The organism is Halomonas sp. ALS9, from assembly GCF_001651035.1.
Taxonomy (GTDB): Bacteria; Pseudomonadota; Gammaproteobacteria; order Pseudomonadales; family Halomonadaceae; genus Vreelandella.
This window is the reverse complement of record NZ_LXRG01000065.1, coordinates 86,019-100,484: the sequence shown is the minus strand read 5'-3', so window position 1 is coordinate 100,484 and position 14,466 is coordinate 86,019. Positions and strand designations below refer to the sequence as shown.

The window sequence follows — 14,466 nt, the reverse complement described above, 5'->3', positions numbered from 1 at the left end:
TGATTACCTTGATTCAAGGAAAACTCCATGACTACCCCCCAATCCACCGTGCTTATTACCGGCGCGTCGAGCGGCTTCGGCGAAGAGTTTGCCAAACAGTACGCAAAACGCGGCCATCGCCTGGTGCTAGTCGCACGTCGACTGGATCGGCTAGAAGCCTTAGCCGTCACTCTGCGCGAGCAATATAAAGTCGACGTACTAGTGGAACAGGTTGACCTGTCCAACATCGCTGCCATCACCGACCTTCATGCGCGCCTCACCGAACAGAGCGTTGAAGTGGACGTGCTGATCAATAATGCAGGGCATGGCCTGCAGGGGCCGTTTCTGGACAGCCCGCTGGACGCCACGATGTCGATGATTCAGCTGGATATCGCCAGCCTCACGGCGATGACTCAGGTCTTTGGTCAGGATATGCGAACGCGCAAGCGGGGGCAGATTTTGCAAATTGCCAGCATTCTAGCCTACCAAGGAGTTGAGAATTATGCCGTGTACTCCGCCGCCAAGTCATATGTACTTCGCTTTGGTGAAGCCTTACATCGCGAATTCAAGCGCGACAATGTCACCGTAACCACCCTGTGCCCAGGGCTGAGCGACACCGGTTTTGTCAGCAACGCTGGTCAACGCATGACGCCAATGCTGCGCTCAATCATGATGCCAGCACCTCCCGTCGTTCGGGCTGGCATTCAAGCACTGGATGCTGGCCGAATTAGCGTAGTCGCGGGCTTGGCCAATAAAATGAACGTCGTCCTTATGTGGGCGACACCGCGCAGAATTCACCAAGCCCTTTTGTCCAAGATCATGAATGGCTAACCCCATCGACCACCACCTGCCGAGGGCAGGCATTGCCCTGCTGATCAAAAAGATGACAGTGCTGGCCCGCTAAGCCCAAAGCGACCGTTTGACCTTCGGTTAGTTGCGTTAAGCCGTCCAGGCGCTGGGTTAAGGGAGTGTCGATACCTGCCACCTGCCAATGAGCGAGGGTCTCATAGCCCAGCTTCTCTGCCACCATCAAGGTAGCGCCTAACGTGGCTTCGGCCTGATCGGGGGCGACAAAGTCTTCTGCTCGCAATCCCAGTGTGGCGCTCTCGCCTGAGTGAAGGTGTTGGCCATTAACCGCCACCGCTAGGGTGTCGCCACTATCCAGGCGCACCACCGTTTGGCGATCGCCAGGGTCTACTACCGTCACTGGGAAGGTATTAATCCGCGGTGAGCCGATAAACTCAGCCACCTCTAAGGTATTGGGAAAGTGATAAAGCGACAGCGGCGCACCCACCTGGGCAATACGGCCCTTGGATAGCAACACAATGCGGTCAGCTAGGGTCATCGCCTCTACCTGATCATGGGTTACGTAGATCATGGTAGCGTTCAAGCGTTTATGCAGCGCGGCGATCTGCACCCGCATATCTACCCGCAGCGCGGCATCCAGGTTAGAGAGCGGTTCATCAAATAGAAACACTGCTGGTTCTTTTACCAGGGTTCGGCCAATAGCTACCCGCTGACGCTGGCCACCGGAGAGGTCTTTGGGCTTACGCTCCAACAGCTCAGTAAGGTGCAGCATCTCAGCGGCATGCTGGACTCGCCGGCGAATCTCCGCCTTGTCAGTCCGCGCCAGCTTCAGGCCAAACGCCATGTTCTCTGCCACGCTCATATGCGGGTAGAGCGCGTAAGATTGGAATACCATGCCGATGTCCCGCTCCTGGGGCGGAATTTCGTTGATCCGCTGGCCATCCAGCTGCATATCCCCTTCGCTGATATCTTCCAGGCCGGCAATCATACGCAGCAGCGTGGACTTTCCGCAGCCGGAGGGGCCAACAAAGACTACAAACTCGCCGTCTTCAATGGTGAGATCGATATCCCGGGAGATTTCCACGCCATCAAAAGATTTACCAATACCGCTTAGGGTTAAACGTCCCATGGCGCGTCCTCCTGGGATTGCGGGCAACGGGCAATCGCCACGCCATAGGGAGGAAGGGACAGTTGAGGTAGCGTCAGCGCGCCCTCTTGCCACTCACTGTTAAGCCACATGGGAGCACCGGCGATGGCTTCAGTACCCTCGGGTGCTGCGCGGGTAACCGTTTGGCCGCTAAAATTGAGCGCAATCAGTAAGCGCGTTTGTTGGTAGGTGCGCTCCAGGCAAAGCACTTCATCACGTACAGGGTGGTAGAGCACATCGCCTTTTACCAGCGCAGGCTGAGTACGGCGGAAGGCTAAAAAATCACGGTAGGCATTGAACAATGATTCAGTATCGTTATCTTGCTGGTCAACGGCGAGGCTAGCCTGAGCATCAGGCACCGGTAGCCAAGGTGTGGCGCTGCTGAAGCCTGCATGGCGAGCGTCCGCCTGCCATGGATGCGGCGTTCGGCAGCCGTCTCGGCCTTTATAAGCGGGCCAGAAGGTAATACCCGCAGGGTCAACCAACTGTTCAAACGTTAGCTGAGCTTCGGGCAAGCCCAACTCTTCACCCTGGTAAAGGCAGACGCTACCGCGCTGGGTGAGTAGAAACACCATATAAAGGCGCAGCTTATCGAGCTGCCCTTCCGCCTGCCAGCGGGTCGCCAGCCGTGTGACATCGTGATTGCCCAGCGCCCAGCAGGGCCAGCCATCGCCAATACGTGCTTCCATTTCAGTTAGCGTTTCGTGCAAGTAGCCGGGGTCGGCTTTATCGGTGAGCAGGTTGAACGAGTAGCACATGTGCAGCCGCTTGCCGCCCTGGGAGTACTCCGCCATCACGCCCAGCGCGTCGTCATCGCCGACTTCGCCCACGCTGGTGGTGCCGGGGTACTCATCCAGCAGAGCGCGCAGCCGCTCCAGAAACGCAAGGTTTTCCGGCTGGGTTTTGTCGTACTGGTGGAGCTGGTAACCGTAGGGATTGTCGGGGCGAACGCCTAGAAAACTTTCGGTAATTTCCTGGCGCGGCGGGTTATCCTTTAGCTCGCCATGGGTGCAGAAGTTAACCGCATCCAGCCGGAAGCCATCTACGCCCCGCTCTAGCCAGAAGCGCACTTCATCCAGCATGGCATCCACCACCGCTGGGGTGCGGAAGTTTAGATCCGGCTGGCTGACCAGAAAGTTATGCAGGTAATACTGGCAGCGCCGGGTGTCCCACTGCCAGGCGCTGCCGCCAAATACGGATTGCCAGTTAGTGGGCGGCGCGCCATCGGGTTTCGGGTCGGCCCACACGTACCAGTCGGCTTTGGGGTTATCGCGACTTTGGCGGCTTTCTTCAAACCAGGCATGCTGATCGGCAGTGTGCGACATGACTTGATCGATGGTGACTTTTAGCCCTCTGGCATGGGCACCCTCAACTAAACGGTCGAAATCCTCCAGGGTGCCAAACATCGGATCAACATCGCGATAGTTGCTGATGTCGTAGCCAAAGTCTTTCATCGGTGAGGTAAAGAACGGCGAAAGCCAAATCGCATCGACGTTAAGCGAGGCGATGTAATCGAGCTTGTCGATCACGCCTTTTAAGTCGCCAATGCCGTCGCCGTTGCTGTCCATAAAGCTGCGCGGGTAGATTTGATAAATCACTGCGCCGCGCCACCAGTCGGCCCCTTGGCTGCCAACGTAGTGGGAAGTAGAGGGTGTCTGCATCATTGTTTTGTCCTTGCCATAGTTCTTGTCATAGTCCTTGCCATAGTTCTTGCTGGTTACTTGGCATGATGCAGGGTTGCTCACAAGATAAAATCCTCCCCCCAGGGTGACTCTGGGCGTAGGCGTTAGGAGTAGCCCGCCTGTCTACTTATTCCCCCTGAATATGCGCCAGCAACTGCCCGGCCAGAGCGATCGCTTCATCGCGGCGGCGAATATTCTGCTTTTGATAGAGGCTGCGGATATGGGTTTTGATGGTGGTAGGTGCCACCGACAGCTGCTCGGCGATCTGCTCATTGGAAAGCCCGGCATGAATCAGCCCCAGGATTTGCCACTCACGGCGGGTGAGCGGCGAGGTGCGGATCAGCTCGGGCACATCGGGCCGGGCAACAATATCGGCGATCACCGTCTCATCCAGCATTAAGCGTCGGGCGCTGCCAAAATCCTTCTGGCGGCCCGCCAGCGCCAGCAACCGCTCTGCCCTCGCCTGCTCTAAGGCATCCAAGGTGCCGCTATAGAGCAACCTATTGAGCAACTCCCCTAGTGGTTTTCCCAAACGCAGAAAGCTGCCCACCAGTGCGGTGCGGGAAGCCAAGCTCAGCGCTTGATGCATATGCTGGTGGGCATGCTCCTCTCTTCCTGCATTCCACGCCGCTGCGGCTAAGCAGAGCTGGTTACGATTAGCGTCCGTGACCAGCCCCAATCGCTGGGTGTGCCCTTCAAGGGCCTCTAATAGCGTGCAGGCTTCATCAAAGCGCCCCAGCAGCGTGAGCGCACGGGCGTGGTTGCGCACATTGCACTGGGAAAAGTGGTTGGTAGCCCCTTCGGTGATGGGGGTCGGCGCTTCCTGGCGCCAGCGTTCTACGGCATCCATATCATGGGTGGAGTGCCACCAGGCCAGCAGCGTAGCGTGGGCGTTCGCGACCCAGTCGATATGGTAATCCCCTTCGGCAAGAATTTTACGCAACCGACGAATATGGTCAGCGCACTGGGCCTGGTCGCCGCGGCTTTGGGCGACTTTGGCGAGTTGAATATGGCACTGTAATGTCCAGCGCTCGCCCTGGTTATCCAGCACGGCGATACCTTTCAAGGCCGCCTGTTCAGCTTCATCCAAGCGGTGCCACTCCCACAGCACTTGGCTGCGAATGCGGTAGAGAAATTCTGCCACGGGCAGATGCTCAAGCTCAGCCCGCTCCAAGTGGGCAAAGGCGCGCTCTTGGATATCGTAGGCGGCCTGGAGGCGTCCTTGGGCAACCAGCACTTCGGATTGATGACAAAACGACCAGAGCAGCAACTGGTGGTCTTCATGTTGGCGGGATTGGCGCTCTACCTCACGAACTCGCTGCAGCGACTCGTTTAAATACCCCTGCACAAAGCGCGCCTCGCTCAATATAGCGGTGGCGGAGAGCGGCGTTGAAGCTAAATAGCGGGCGGGTACGGCCAGTGCCTGTTCCGCCAGCGGCGCGGCGCGCTCAGCGTCGCCTTGATTAATCGCCAATTGGGCGCGCAGCGTAGCGAATTCAGCGCTAAGAAGTTGCCACTCTGGCGCATGCAACTGCGCTTCAATCCAGCCAATCACGCGTGCGATAATCTCAAACTGGAACTGAGCATGGGAAACCCAGCCATACAGCAGTGCAAGCTCTGGGCTGGTGGTGAGCCGCGGCTCACCGAGCAGAGCAAAGCCCTTGGCCAACAGTGCGTAGGCACCCCTTGCCAATAGGGCTGGCCCTTCTGCGGTCAGTAGACTGGCCACGCCTTCAGGGGCTTCGGCGAGTATCGCCTGGCGCAGAGCCATCACCGGATCGTTCAAGGCTAGCCACGCTTGGCTGGCACGCCGGTGGAGCGTGCGCTGGGTGGCAAGGCTTAGCTCATGACGGCGGTGGCGTAGATACTCACCAAACAGCCGTTGGAAGCGGTACCACTGAGCGTGGGGATCAGGCCGTTCAATAAATAGCCCCGCCTGTTCAAAGGCCTCCAAGCGCTGTGTTAGCCGCTCGCCTTCCAGCAAGCGCGCCATTAGCTCAGGAGAAAAACGCTCCAGCACCCCCAGTTGCAACATAAGCTCACGCTCTTCTAAAGGCAGTGCTGAGGAGAGCAACTCGTCAAACCAGGCGACAAAGTCGGGGTGAGCGCCACTTAACCGATCAACCAGGGCGTCGAAGCCTGCCCGTGTGGTGGTGCGCTCTACCAGCCAGCTCAGCGCCATGACCCAGCCACCGCTTCTGCGCAGCGCGCGCTCCAGGCTTACTCGTGTGGGTGGAAAGCTGAGCTGCTCTGCGCACAGGGTTTGCGCCTCTTCACTATCAAAGGCCAGGGCGCTGAGGTCGATCTCTTCAAGCTCGCCGCGTAACCGTAAGCTGGCTAGCCCCAGAGCGGGACGTGATCGGCTAGCCAGAGTTAAGGTTAGCCAGGGCGGCTGGTGGCGCAGCCAGTGGGCCAGCCCAGCTAAAATATCGGGATGCGTCAGGTGTTCAAATTCATCCACCACCAACCGGCACGATAGGCGCTGCTCGGGCAACTCGCCAAGCCAGCGCTCTAACTGCTCAACGCAGTCGGCCTCTTCGGCCACCGGTGACAGTGGCGCTTTTTCATCCAACAGCGAGTTGAGCGCTGCCTGCCAATAGGCTAAAAATCGCGCAGGCTGATCATCTCGCTGATCCAAACGAAGCCAAGCAGCTTCCTGCTCCAGCGCCGGTAGTCGCTCGGCCAGCAGCGTGGTTTTGCCATACCCCGAAGGGGCCTGCACCATCAGTAAGCGAACATGTTCATTTAAACCAAAATGGTCATTTAGGCGCGGTCTGGCTACCACGCTAAGCGGCAGTAGCGGTGCTTTTAGTTTCTCTTGAAGAAGTGACATCAGCCCTCCCCTGGGTAGCCCTGCTCACCGTTCACCAATGCGATTAAAGCCCTATAAAAAAGCCCGCGACGTATCGCGGGCAAAGTGCATTGGAGAAGAAACAGTTACATCAAGCAACTCGCATCATTTAGAACCACACTTCGGTCTGAACGCCGAAGGTCCACTGGCCGCCGGTAAAGCCTTCGTTGCCCAGTGAGCTGGCACCGTAGTTGTTGAGGTCGTCATCCCAGTCGCTGAAAGTAGTGAATAGACGAATCTCAGGCCGCTGCCAGAAGCCACCAACTTCCGGCTTGAAGGTAGGCGCGATAGTGAACTTGCTGAAGCCACCATCCACGGCGTTACGACCACTGTATCCCTGAGGATCGAGATCCATCCACTGATAGCCAGCTTCGTACTGCATTTCAAAGTTCTGCGTTAGCTCGTTGGCTAGGCGTACGTTAAGCCCTGCCCAGTTGTACTTATCGCCCTGGACATAACGGTCTTCACTGGTTTCAGCCAGAATAGAGGGGGCAACGCGCCACTGTGGAGCAATATAAGTAGTGCCGTAGAGCGCTAGACGCGTGGCGGTGGCGTCATCGGTAAGATCACCCCGTGAACCAATACTTTTGGTCTCGGCGCCTAAACCCTGACCATGCAACACAGCCGCTTTGAAATTGCCCTCGCCCATGCCGAAGAAGCTGTCGCCATGGTAAGCAATCATGGTATGGAAACCGGTATCAGCTGCGGTCTGGCCGACATCAATGTCACGCTCGTCGTTGTCCGCCGCGGACATACCGTTGACCATCCACTGCCAGTTACCGAAGTAGTTGTTAGAGGTCAAAATCAAGTTGTCGGTATCGCCTTCGAGCCCGGGGTTCTCACGGTCAACGATCGGGTAGTCGGCAAAGCTGCGACCATAAATCGACAGGTTGGACTTCCAGTTGTCGGCCAACTGCATGTCGTAGATACCACCACCGGTACCCGCCAGGAAGACTACGTCGCTGTCGAGCCAATGGATATCGAAGTTATCACGGTCAAAGCGTTTACCCGCCCAGATAGAGGCGTTTTCAAAGGCACCGGTGAAGCTGGGCAGGTCGCTGAATTCGGCAAATACCTGGCGCACGTTGAGATCCGACTCACCGCCGGTCCAGTCATTGCTTGAGGTCGTGCCGTCAGCGATCATGGTGCGGTAAAGCGCTTTGGCGCCATTATCAAACTGCATGCGATAGTTGAAAATCGCTTCGGCGTAGGTATCGGGCTCATTGCCTAAACGACCAACGGCGCCCCCCTCGCCACCGGCGGGAGTCAAATAAGGCCCGGCGTTCTCGCTTTTACCATCTTCACCAATCAGCAAACCTGAGCGGGCGTAAACGTTAAACGAGAAGCCCTCTTCGCCATCGGCGTAGCGCTCCACCCGGGCCAGACGCTCTTCGATCTCCGCGTCGCTCTCTGTCGCCACGGCTGTCGATTGTGATTGCTCGGCGATCTCGGCACGGCGCTCGGCGGCATCAGCGCGTTGTTCCGCCGCTTCAATGCGAGCTTCAAGCTCGGCAAAGCGTTGTTCCATGGTCATCTGTGCCGAAGCAACTCCGCTGATCCCTAAACTGGCGGCGGCAATCGCAATCGCTAACGGCGTTTTAAATGTCATTTTATGCATTGTTTTGAGGATCCTATTGTTATTGGTAAGCAGCTGTCTATTTAGCAGCTATTATTAAGAACTTATGTCTAAATCGATTAAGATCATATCGATAACACTTCCCTTGCACAGTTCGCCCAGCGCGGGTAGCGGCAGTCATTAAACGCCACGATGCTTAAGGAAAGATAGCCAGAACTTAATCGATTAAGTCGCTTATTGCCAACGGCTAGTTGCTAATTAGCGACTAATGTCTAAGGAACTATTTTATTTAGTGAAAACTGAATAATCCCGTTAGACAAAAGTCGCTATTGAACTTTTGCAGCCGAAGCGGCTAACTGAGTGGCATTATCTTAATCGATTAAGATAAAAGTTAAGAGAGCGATCGAGCGCACTTTAGCTAGCTGTTTAGCGCTGTTTTTGATGCAACATCGTCCACAACAATAAACGTCGAGGTACGCCGTTATGAAAAAGACTTTAATCACTACCGCTATCGCCGTGGCCAGCACGCTGAGCGCGACAAGCCAGGCCCAGGCTGAAGAACTGACTATTTCTTGCGGTGCGGTAGGCGCGGAGCTAACGCTTTGCCAGGAGGGCGTCGCCGCCTGGGAGGAGAAAACCGGCCATAGCGTCGACGTGGTTTCAACGCCCAACTCCTCCACCGAGCGTCTTTCACTTTATCAGCAGATCCTGTCGGCTAACTCCAGCGATATCGATGTGATGCAGATCGACGTGGTGTGGCCTGGTCTGCTCGCCAACCACTTGCTTGACCTTCGAGAAGTGTTGGGCGAAGACGCCGCCGCCGGCCACTTTGACACCATCGTCACCAACAACACCATTGATGACCGCTTAGTCGCCATGCCGTGGTTCACCGATGCGGGTGTGCTCTATTACCGTGAAGATTTATTAGAAAAATATGGCCACGAAGCGCCGACCACCTGGCAAGAACTCACCGAAATTGCCCGCGAGATAAAAGACGCCGAACGCGCTGAAGGCAAAGACAGTATGCAGGGGTATGTCTTCCAGGGACGTGCTTATGAGGGCTTGACCGTTAATGCCCTTGAGTGGGTGGCCAGTTTTGGCGGCGGAAACATCGTGGAAACTGATGGCGAGATTAGCATTAACAACGAACACGCTGCCGAGGCACTGGATCTTGCCGCCTCCTGGATTGGCGACATCTCGCCCAACGGCGTACTCAATTACACCGAAGAGGAAGCGCGCGGCGTCTTCCAAAGTGGCGGCGCGGTGTTTATGCGCAATTGGCCCTACGCCTGGTCGCTGGCGCAAAGCGAAGACAGTGACGTTCGCGGCAAAGTAGGTGTAACTCAACTCCCCGCAGGTGGTGAAAATGGCCATAGCGCCGCTGGCCTGGGCGGCTGGAACCTAGCCGTGTCGCGTTACAGCGAACACCCTGAGTTAGCCGCCGATCTGGTTGCCTTCCTGACTGGAGAAGAAGAGCAGAAGCGTCGCGCCATTCAAGCCTCTTACAACCCCACAATCGACGCCCTCTACCAGGACGACGAAGTGCTCGAAGCGGTGCCCTTCTTTGGCACTCTCTACGAAACCTTTGTTAACGCTGTTGCACGGCCCTCCGCACCCACCGGCGATGCCTATGGCCGGGTCAGCAACGCCTTCTTCAGCACCTCCCATGATGTGCTTTCCGGCACTAAAGATGGCACTCAAGCGGTCGCTGACCTTGAAGACGAATTGGCTCGCCTGAAGCGTCGCAACTGGTAACCCTGGAGCCCCTCCATGTCGACCTCCATCAAGCAAAATGACGCGCCCACTGGGGCGCGTTCTTTGACTACCAAGCAGCGCCGAGGCACCAAGGTTCGCCGTCAGCGAGTAAAAGCCGCTTGGTTGTTTTTAGCCCCAATGCTGATTGCGTTAACCCTGGTCGCTGGTTGGCCGCTGGTGCGCACCTTTTTTCTCAGCTTCACCGATGCGTCACTGTCAGACTTAGGCGCCGCCAATCTGATTGGCTTCGAGAATTACCTCGTCTATGACGATGGCCGCTGGTACGGGGTACTGGCCGACTCGGTGTGGTGGCAGTCGGTATGGAACACCGTTTACTTCTCGGTGGTGTCGGTATCCCTGGAAGTGGTATTCGGGGTGATTGTCGCGCTGATCTTGAATGCCGAGTTTAAGGGCCGCGTAATCGTTCGCGCTGCGGTACTGATTCCCTGGGCAATTCCCACCATCGTTTCTGCGCAAATGTGGGCGTGGATGCTCAACGACCAGTTCGGCATTATCAACTATATGTTGATGGGTCTTGGGGTGATTGACGCTCCCATCGCCTGGACAGCCAACGCCACCTACTCCATGTGGGCGGTGATTATGGTCGATGTGTGGAAAACCATCCCCTTCGTGGCGTTGCTGGTGCTTGCTGCCCTGCAAATGCTCCCCAAGGATTGCTACGAGGCCGCTGAAGTAGACGGCATCCACCCGATTCGAGTGTTCTTCAAGGTCACCCTGCCGTTAATTACCCCGGCGCTCATGGTAGCGGTGATTTTCCGCTTGCTCGACGCGCTGCGCGTGTTCGACGTGATCTACGTACTGACCTCAAATTCCACCAGCACCATGTCGATGTCGGTATACGCCCGCCAGCAGTTGGTCGAATTCCAGGATGTCGGTTACGGCAGCGCTGCCTCTACCCTGCTGTTCTTAATTATTGCTCTGGCCACCGTGGCTTATCTCTACGTTGGGCGTAAACAAATCCAATTGGGAGGTGACTAATGAACACGCGTCAGTTGGCCAAAGTAGCCAAGCGCGTCGGGTTTTGGGCGCTGATTGTGCTGATCATGGTGTACGCCGTTTTCCCGTTCTACTACGCGGTGGTCACCTCATTAAAACCCTCGAGCGACCTGTTCCGGGTTGAGCTGTGGCCGTCGAACTGGAACTTCGATAACTACATCAGCGTCTTCACCCAGACCAGCTTTCTGCGCGCTATTTTCAACTCCATCATCGTGGCGGTTAGCGTGGTGTTCATCGCTCTACTGCTCGGCATTACCGCGTCATACGCCCTGGGCCGCGTGCGCTTTCGCGGCCGCTCAACGGTGCTGCTGGTGATTCTGGGCGTCTCGATGTTCCCCCAGGTGGCGGTGCTCTCAGGTCTGTTTGAGGTGATCCGTGCACTCAATCTCTACAACAACCCTGCTGGGCTGATTCTCAGCTACACCATCTTCACCCTGCCCTTCACCGTCTGGGTGTTGACCACTTTTATGAAGCAGCTACCCATGGAGCTGGAAGAGGCCGCCATTATGGACGGCGCCACGCCCTGGGTAACGATCACAAAAGTGTTTCTGCCGCTCATGTGGCCCGCCATGGCGACCACAGGATTGCTGGCATTTATCGCCGCTTGGAACGAGTTTCTGTTTGCCCTCACCTTCACACTCACCGACACCCAGCGCACGGTGCCCGTCGCCATCGCGTTGCTGTCAGGCGGCAGCGCCTACGAACTGCCCTGGGGGCCGATTATGGCCGCTTCTGTGGTGGTCACGGTGCCGCTGGTCGTATTAGTGATTATCTTCCAGCGCCGCATTGTGTCAGGCCTTACCGCCGGTGCCGTTAAAGGCTAAGGATTTTTTATGTCAACAATGGATTTCAAGATGCAAGACAACACTCTTTGGTGGCGCGGCGGCGTTATCTACCAGATTTACCCGCGCAGCTTTATGGATAGCCGTGGCGACGGTATTGGCGACCTTAAAGGCATCACTGAAAAACTCGATTACGTGGCGTCTCTGAACGTGGACGGTATCTGGCTGTCGCCATTTTTCACCTCGCCAATGCTCGATTTTGGCTACGACATTAGCGACTACTGCGATGTTGACCCCATGTTCGGCACCCTGGAGGACTTTAAAGCACTGCTGAAAAAGGCCCACTCGCTGGGGCTTAAGGTGATGATCGATCAGGTGATTAGCCATACATCGGATCAACACGCCTGGTTTCAGGAAAGCCGCCAAGATCGTACCAACCCCAAGGCCGACTGGTTTGTATGGGCCGACCCAAAGCCGGACGGCACGCCACCCAACAACTGGCTGTCGATTTTCGGTGGCCCGGCGTGGACGTTTGATTCACGGCGCCAGCAGTACTATATGCATAATTTCCTCACCAGCCAGCCGGACGTAAACTTCCATAACCCGGAAGCGCGCCAGGCGCAGTTGGATAATATGCGATTCTGGCTGGAGTTGGGCGTGGACGGTTTCCGCTTGGATACCGTCAACTTCTACTTCCACGACGCCGAGCTGCGCGACAACCCGCCGGTTCCCAAAGGCGAAGCCAAAACCCTGGGCGCGCCTGATAGCAATCCCTATACCTGGCAGCGCCATGTTTACGACCTTAGCCGCCCGGAAAATCTCGACTTTCTGAAAGATCTGCGCGCGCTGATGGATGAATATCCGGGCACCACGACCGTGGGTGAAATCGGCGACGATAACCCGCTTGAGCGTATGGCCGAGTACACCGCCGGTGGCGACAAGCTGCATATGGCGTACACCTTCGACCTGCTCAACAAGCCCCACTCGGCACGCTATATTCATGAAGTGCTGGAGCGCTTTCAGCGCCTGGCGGGCGATGCCTGGCCCTGCTGGGCAACCTCTAACCACGATGTGGTACGCAGCGCCACCCGCTGGGGCGCAGGTGAACACCCTACCGCCTACCCTAAAGTGGCGCTGGCCATGCTCTGCTCGCTACGCGGTAGCGTCTGCCTTTACCAAGGCGAAGAGCTGGGCCTACCGGAAGCCGACGTCCCCTTTGAACGCATCCAAGACCCTTACGGCAAAGTGCTGTGGCCGGAGTTCAAAGGTCGCGACGGTTGCCGCACGCCAATGCCCTGGAACGACAGCGAACACGGCGGCTTCTCCAACGTTGAGCCCTGGCTCCCCATGGAGGCCAGCCACCGCGACCTGGCGGTAAGCCGCCAGCAGGATGATGCTAATTCCACCCTGAATGCGCTGCGCAGCATGCTGGATTTCCGTCGCCAGCACCCCGCGCTGTTCGACGGCGACTTAACGCTGGTCGATGTAGGCGAAACGCTGCTCGGCTTTAGCCGTCAAAAAGATGCTGAAAAGCTGCTGTGCGTTTTCAACCTTACCGCCGAGGCGCAGACGGTTAGCCTGCCGCTAGCGATAGATAGCGATTTACAGGGCCACGGCTTTTCCACCCAGCGCGACGGTGACAGCCTGACGCTGCCAGGGTATCAAGCGGCCTTTATGCGCGTCGCCGATAATACTTAACCATACAAAACAACAGGCCGGCCCAACGCGTGCAAAGCAGTGAGGTCGGCAAGGAGTCACCCATGGCCAGTGTAACGCTTAGCAAGATCAACAAAGTGTTTGGCAGCGATCACATTATTAACGATGTGGATCTACATATTGGCGACGGCGAGTTTGTGGTGTTCGTTGGCCCTTCCGGCTGCGGCAAGTCGACCCTTTTGCGCCTGATCGCTGGTTTGGAATCGATTAGCGATGGCGACCTGCGCATGGACGACACCGTGGTCAATGACTTGCCACCGCGGGAACGCGGGGTGGGCATGGTGTTTCAATCCTATGCGCTCTACCCGCACATGACCGTCTACGACAATATGGCGTTTGGGCTGAAACTGGCCAAAACCGCCAAAGAGACGGTACACGAGCGGGTCATGAGCACAGCCAAGATTTTGCAGCTCGAAGAGCTCCTGCACCGTAAACCCAAGGCGCTTTCCGGCGGCCAGCGCCAGCGGGTGGCCATGGGTCGAGCCATGGCGCGTGAACCACGTATTCTGCTGTTTGATGAGCCGCTTTCCAACCTGGACGCCTCACTGCGGGTGCAGATGCGTAACGAGATCGCCCGGCTACATAACCGTCTTGGCTCCACCATGATTTACGTCACCCACGACCAGGTGGAAGCCATGACCCTGGCCGACAAAATCGTGGTGCTGAACGGCGGCTACGTCGAGCAGGTCGGTAGCCCCCACGAGCTTTATCAGCGTCCAGCGACGAAATTTGTTGCCGGGTTTATGGGCTCACCGACCATGAACTTTATGCCCGCAGAGTTGCTCGCTGGCAACGCCAGAGGCTGCCGCGTGCAGGCCACGGGGATTGGCGAACTTGACCTACCCCAGGATGCCCAGCAACGGCAAAGCGGTGAAGCGTTGACGCTGGGCATTCGCCCAGAGCATCTATGCTTGGCGGCGCCCACTGATAGCAACTGCTTTGATATCGTCAACGTCGAGTATTTAGGCAACGAGGTTTACGTCTACCTTGAGCCCAAACAGGGCGATACGCTACTGATTCACCGCAGCGAAGCACCCAGCCAGTGGAAGGAAGGTCAGCAGGTATCACTGGCAGCGGATTGGGAAAAAGTCCACTTGTTTGATGACAACGGTACGGCGCTGAAATTAGCTGAACAGCAGGCGGCCGCTTAACTC

The 14,466-nt window shown here is 56.9% G+C and carries 10 protein-coding genes; 6 read left to right on the top strand and 4 right to left on the bottom strand.

Translation table 11 applies throughout. The features are described from left to right. Positions 1 to 27: 27 nt before the first annotated feature. On the top strand, positions 28 to 810 hold the full coding sequence (locus A6R74_RS04590) for an SDR family NAD(P)-dependent oxidoreductase (RefSeq protein ID WP_064233282.1): 783 nt from the start codon (positions 28 to 30) through the stop codon (positions 808 to 810). Here A6R74_RS04590 and ugpC read toward each other — a convergent pair. The 4 genes from ugpC to A6R74_RS04570 form a co-directional block, all read right to left on the bottom strand. Further along, positions 797 to 1,915, bottom strand: a complete 1,119-nt coding sequence (ugpC, locus tag A6R74_RS04585) for a sn-glycerol-3-phosphate ABC transporter ATP-binding protein UgpC (protein WP_064233281.1) — start codon at positions 1,913 to 1,915, stop codon at positions 797 to 799. The genes A6R74_RS04590 and ugpC overlap by 14 nt on opposite strands. Beyond that, positions 1,903 to 3,597 carry an alpha-glucosidase gene (locus A6R74_RS04580; protein WP_064233280.1) on the bottom strand — a complete coding sequence of 565 codons (1,695 nt, stop codon included), beginning with the start codon at positions 3,595 to 3,597 and terminating at the stop codon, positions 1,903 to 1,905. The genes ugpC and A6R74_RS04580 overlap by 13 nt, the downstream gene beginning before the upstream one ends. Before the next feature lie 145 nt (positions 3,598 to 3,742). After that, complete coding sequence (gene malT / locus A6R74_RS04575) at positions 3,743 to 6,448, bottom strand: HTH-type transcriptional regulator MalT (protein WP_064233279.1); 2,706 nt, start codon at positions 6,446 to 6,448, stop codon at positions 3,743 to 3,745. A gap of 127 nt (positions 6,449 to 6,575) precedes the next feature. Further along, the gene (locus A6R74_RS04570) at positions 6,576 to 8,084 is read right to left on the bottom strand and encodes a carbohydrate porin (protein WP_064233278.1); all 1,509 of its coding nucleotides are present in this window, start codon (positions 8,082 to 8,084) and stop codon (positions 6,576 to 6,578) included. A gap of 441 nt (positions 8,085 to 8,525) precedes the next feature. Here A6R74_RS04570 and A6R74_RS04565 point away from each other — a divergent pair, with 441 nt between their 5' ends. From A6R74_RS04565 to A6R74_RS04545, 5 genes are all read left to right on the top strand, one after another. Beyond that, positions 8,526 to 9,797: an ABC transporter substrate-binding protein gene (locus tag A6R74_RS04565; RefSeq protein ID WP_064233277.1), complete on the top strand. Its 1,272-nt coding sequence runs from the start codon at positions 8,526 to 8,528 to the stop codon at positions 9,795 to 9,797. A gap of 15 nt (positions 9,798 to 9,812) precedes the next feature. Next, positions 9,813 to 10,796 carry a carbohydrate ABC transporter permease gene (locus A6R74_RS04560; protein ID WP_064233276.1) on the top strand — a complete coding sequence of 328 codons (984 nt, stop codon included), beginning with the start codon at positions 9,813 to 9,815 and terminating at the stop codon, positions 10,794 to 10,796. Then, a complete protein-coding gene (locus tag A6R74_RS04555; protein ID WP_064233275.1) occupies positions 10,796 to 11,638 on the top strand; it encodes a carbohydrate ABC transporter permease in 843 nt (280 codons plus the stop codon). Before A6R74_RS04560 ends, A6R74_RS04555 begins: the two co-directional genes overlap by 1 nt. A gap of 30 nt (positions 11,639 to 11,668) precedes the next feature. After that, on the top strand, positions 11,669 to 13,294 hold the full coding sequence (locus A6R74_RS04550; RefSeq protein ID WP_064233569.1) for an alpha-glucosidase family protein: 1,626 nt from the start codon (positions 11,669 to 11,671) through the stop codon (positions 13,292 to 13,294). 62 nt (positions 13,295 to 13,356) lie between these two features. Further along, the gene (locus A6R74_RS04545) at positions 13,357 to 14,463 is read left to right on the top strand and encodes an ABC transporter ATP-binding protein (protein ID WP_064233274.1); all 1,107 of its coding nucleotides are present in this window, start codon (positions 13,357 to 13,359) and stop codon (positions 14,461 to 14,463) included. The last annotated feature ends 3 nt before the right edge of the window (positions 14,464 to 14,466 follow it).

What these genes read in the sequence shown, in the direction of transcription:
- A6R74_RS04590 (WP_064233282.1), top strand. Translation starts at nt 28, where the DNA reads ATGACTACCCCCCAATCCACCGTGCTTATTACCGGCGCGTCGAGCGGC.
- ugpC (WP_064233281.1), bottom strand. Translation starts at nt 1,915, where the DNA reads ATGGGACGTTTAACCCTAAGCGGTATTGGTAAATCTTTTGATGGCGTG.
- A6R74_RS04580 (WP_064233280.1), bottom strand. Translation starts at nt 3,597, where the DNA reads ATGATGCAGACACCCTCTACTTCCCACTACGTTGGCAGCCAAGGGGCC.
- malT (WP_064233279.1), bottom strand. Translation starts at nt 6,448, where the DNA reads ATGTCACTTCTTCAAGAGAAACTAAAAGCACCGCTACTGCCGCTTAGC.
- A6R74_RS04570 (WP_064233278.1), bottom strand. Translation starts at nt 8,084, where the DNA reads ATGCATAAAATGACATTTAAAACGCCGTTAGCGATTGCGATTGCCGCC.
- A6R74_RS04565 (WP_064233277.1), top strand. Translation starts at nt 8,526, where the DNA reads ATGAAAAAGACTTTAATCACTACCGCTATCGCCGTGGCCAGCACGCTG.
- A6R74_RS04560 (WP_064233276.1), top strand. Translation starts at nt 9,813, where the DNA reads ATGTCGACCTCCATCAAGCAAAATGACGCGCCCACTGGGGCGCGTTCT.
- A6R74_RS04555 (WP_064233275.1), top strand. Translation starts at nt 10,796, where the DNA reads ATGAACACGCGTCAGTTGGCCAAAGTAGCCAAGCGCGTCGGGTTTTGG.
- A6R74_RS04550 (WP_064233569.1), top strand. Translation starts at nt 11,669, where the DNA reads ATGCAAGACAACACTCTTTGGTGGCGCGGCGGCGTTATCTACCAGATT.
- A6R74_RS04545 (WP_064233274.1), top strand. Translation starts at nt 13,357, where the DNA reads ATGGCCAGTGTAACGCTTAGCAAGATCAACAAAGTGTTTGGCAGCGAT.